Annotated in this window: 2 rRNA genes; both read right to left on the bottom strand. The window is 54.6% G+C overall.

The features are described 5' to 3' along the window. Positions 1-2,318: ribosomal RNA gene (locus JF52_RS0116190) — 23S ribosomal RNA — on the bottom strand; the annotation flags it as partial. Between the two features lie 432 nt (positions 2,319-2,750). Beyond that, a 16S ribosomal RNA gene (locus JF52_RS0116185) occupies positions 2,751-4,016 on the bottom strand; the annotation flags it as partial.

Raw genomic sequence — 4,016 nt, 5'->3', positions numbered from 1 at the left:
AAGCCACACCGAACACCAATACAAAGCTGTAGTAAAGGTCACGGGGTCTTTCCGTCCTGCTGCGCGTAACGAGCATCTTTACTCGTAATGCAATTTCGCCGAGTTCGCGGTTGAGACAGTTGGGAAGTCGTTACGCCATTCGTGCAGGTCGGAACTTACCCGACAAGGAATTTCGCTACCTTAGGATGGTTATAGTTACCACCGCCGTTTACTGGGGCTTAAATTCTCAGCTTCGCCTTGCGGCTAACCGGTCCTCTTAACCTTCCAGCACCGGGCAGGCGTCAGTCCGTATACATCGTCTTGCGACTTGGCACGGACCTGTGTTTTTAGTAAACAGTCGCTACCCACTAGTCTCTGCGGCCACCACACCCTTTTCCCAGCAAGTGGGTATAAGTGGATGGCCCCCCTTCTCCCGAAGTTACGGGGGCATTTTGCCGAGTTCCTTAACCACGATTCTCTCGATCTCCTTGGTATTCTCTACCTGACCACCTGAGTCGGTTTGGGGTACGGGCGGCTAGAACCTCGCGTCGATGCTTTTCTTGGCAGCATAGGATCATCCACTTTTTATCCGCATCGTGTCTCAGCCTATGCGAGTCGCGGATTTGCCTACGACTCGGCCTACGCACTTGCACCAGGACTACCATCGCCTGGCTTGGACTACCTTCCTGCGTCACACCTGTTAATACGCTAACCGCACCAGCATGGGGTCGTACGCTAGGCCTCACCCCATCACCCCGAAGGGATCCGGTCATGAGGATTCAGATACTTAGCACCACTGGATTAGCTTGGGCGGTTCTTCGCCGGTACGGGAATATCAACCCGTTGTCCATCGACTACGCCTGTCGGCCTCGCCTTAGGTCCCGACTTACCCAGGGAAGATTAGCTTGACCCTGGAACCCTTGGTCTTTCGGAGGACGTGTTTCTCACACGTCTTTCGCTACTCATGCCTGCATTCTCACTCGTGTAGCCTCCACGGCTGGATCACTCCGCCGCTTCGCTGGCCACACGACGCTCTCCTACCCATCAACACGGCTGGACCACGAAGGCCTACCAATAATGTCAATGCCACAACTTCGGTGGCGTGCTTGAGCCCCGTTACATTGTCGGCGCGGAATCACTTGACCAGTGAGCTATTACGCACTCTTTCAAGGGTGGCTGCTTCTAAGCCAACCTCCTGGTTGTCACAGCAACTCCACATCCTTTCCCACTTAGCACGCGCTTAGGGACCTTAGTTGGTGGTCTGGGTTGTTTCCCTCTCGACTATGAAGCTTATCCCCCACAGTCTCACTGCTGCGCTCTCACTTACCGGCATTCGGAGTTTGGCTGACGTCAGTAACCTTGTAGGGCCCATCGGCCATCCAGTAGCTCTACCTCCGGCAAGAAACACGCAACGCTGCACCTAAATGCATTTCGGAGAGAACCAGCTATCACGAAGTTTGATTGGCCTTTCACCCCTATCCACAGCTCATCCCCTCAGTTTTCAACCTAAGTGGGTTCGGTCCTCCACGTGCTCTTACACACGCTTCAACCTGGCCATGGATAGATCACTTCGCTTCGGGTCTAGGACATGCGACTGAATCGCCCTATTCAGACTCGCTTTCGCTACGGCTACCCCACACGGGTTAACCTCGCCACATATCACTAACTCGCAGGCTCATTCTTCAAAAGGCACGCTGTCACCCCTACTAAGGAGGCTCCAACGGTTTGTAAGCAAACGGTTTCAGGTACTATTTCACTCCCCTCCCGGGGTACTTTTCACCTTTCCCTCACGGTACTTGTCCGCTATCGGTCATCTGGAAGTATTTAGGCTTATCAGGTGGTCCTGACAGATTCACACGGGATTTCTCGGGCCCCGTGCTACTTGGGATACTCTCCACGCCAGAACACGCATTTCGACTACGGGGTTGGCACCCTCTATGACCGGCCTTTCAAGACCGTTCGTCTATACGCTTCTGTAACGTCGCCACCTCGGCAGAGATGACAGGTGAGTCCCACAACCCCGAATATGCAACTCCTGCCGGATATCACACACACTCGGTTTAGCCTGATCCGGTTTCGCTCGCCACTACTAACGGAATCGCGGTTGCTTTCTCTTCCTGTGGGTACTGAGATGTTTCACTTCCCCACGTTCCCTCTACCCGCCCTATATATTCAGGCGGGAGTCACTAGGTCGGCACGCCGCCCAGCGGGGTTTCCCCATTCGGACACCCTCGGATCAAAACTTGCTTATCAGTTCCCCGAGGCTTATCGCAGATTGCTACGTCCTTCTTCGGCTCCAGATGCCAAGGCATCCACCGTTTGCTCTTAAAGACTTGAAATCACATGAGATTGAATCAAAACTCGACCCAGTCCGAAGACTGCGTCTGAAATTGACTAATGATCTTTAAGATCATCTTGTGCAACCGACAAAAGCCGGCTGCAAGATGCTCGCGTCCACTGTGTAGTTCTCAAAGTACGGGCGGTACCCTCCACCGCAACCAACCAAAGGTCAGAAACAGCAAAAGGTCCAGAAGACCCAGTCCCCACCCCATCTCCCAAAAGAAGACACGATCGGTTCCGGTCCCTCAGGACCCAACAGCGTGCATGCACCACTTCCCCGTGATCTCCCCTTCCAACCGCCGAAGCAGCGTACTAAGAAAATCAACGCATCCATGATGCCTAGTCAAATGTTCCACCCATGAGCTCCCAGCGAAGAACATGTGTCTTCGATCTGAGGTCTGGACAACCAATGGCTGCCAGTTGCTCCTTAGAAAGGAGGTGATCCAGCCGCACCTTCCGGTACGGCTACCTTGTTACGACTTAGTCCTAATTACCGATCCCACCTTCGACAGCTCCCTCCCCGAGGGGTTAGGCCACCGGCTTCAGGTGTTACCGACTTTCATGACTTGACGGGCGGTGTGTACAAGACCCGGGAACGTATTCACCGCAGCGTTGCTGATCTGCGATTACTAGCGACTCCGACTTCATGAGGTCGAGTTGCAGACCTCAATCCGAACTGGGACCGGCTTTTTGGGATTCGCTCCACCTCACGGTATTGCAGCCCATTGTACCGGCCATTGTAGCATGCGTGAAGCCCAAGACATAAGGGGCATGATGATTTGACGTCATCCCCACCTTCCTCCGAGTTGACCCCGGCAGTATCCCATGAGTTCCCACCATTACGTGCTGGCAACATAGAACGAGGGTTGCGCTCGTTGCGGGACTTAACCCAACATCTCACGACACGAGCTGACGACAACCATGCACCACCTGTTTACGAGTGTCCAAAGAGTTGACCATTTCTGGCCCGTTCTCGTATATGTCAAGCCTTGGTAAGGTTCTTCGCGTTGCATCGAATTAATCCGCATGCTCCGCCGCTTGTGCGGGTCCCCGTCAATTCCTTTGAGTTTTAGCCTTGCGGCCGTACTCCCCAGGCGGGGAACTTAATGCGTTAGCTGCGTCACGGAATCCGTGGAATGGACCCCACAACTAGTTCCCAACGTTTACGGGGTGGACTACCAGGGTATCTAAGCCTGTTTGCTCCCCACCCTTTCGCTCCTCAGCGTCAGTTACGGCCCAGAGATCTGCCTTCGCCATCGGTGTTCCTCCTGATATCTGCGCATTCCACCGCTACACCAGGAATTCCAATCTCCCCTACCGCACTCTAGTCTGCCCGTACCCACTGCAGGCTGGGGGTTGAGCCCCCAGATTTCACAGCAGACGCGACAAACCGCCTACGAGCTCTTTACGCCCAATAATTCCGGATAACGCTTGCACCCTACGTATTACCGCGGCTGCTGGCACGTAGTTAGCCGGTGCTTTTTCTGCAGGTACCGTCACTCTCGCTTCTTCCCTGCTAAAAGAGGTTTACAACCCGAAGGCCGTCATCCCTCACGCGGCGTTGCTGCATCAGGCTTGCGCCCATTGTGCAATATTCCCCACTGCTGCCTCCCGTAGGAGTCTGGGCCGTGTCTCAGTCCCAGTGTGGCCGGTCACCCTCTCAGGCCGGCTACCCGTCGACGCCTTGGTGAGCCATT

Source organism: Microbacterium profundi, from assembly GCF_000763375.1.
Classification (GTDB): Bacteria; Actinomycetota; Actinomycetes; order Actinomycetales; family Microbacteriaceae; genus Microbacterium; species Microbacterium profundi.
Note: the sequence above shows the minus strand (reverse complement) of the source record. Positions and strands in the feature narration are given on the sequence as shown.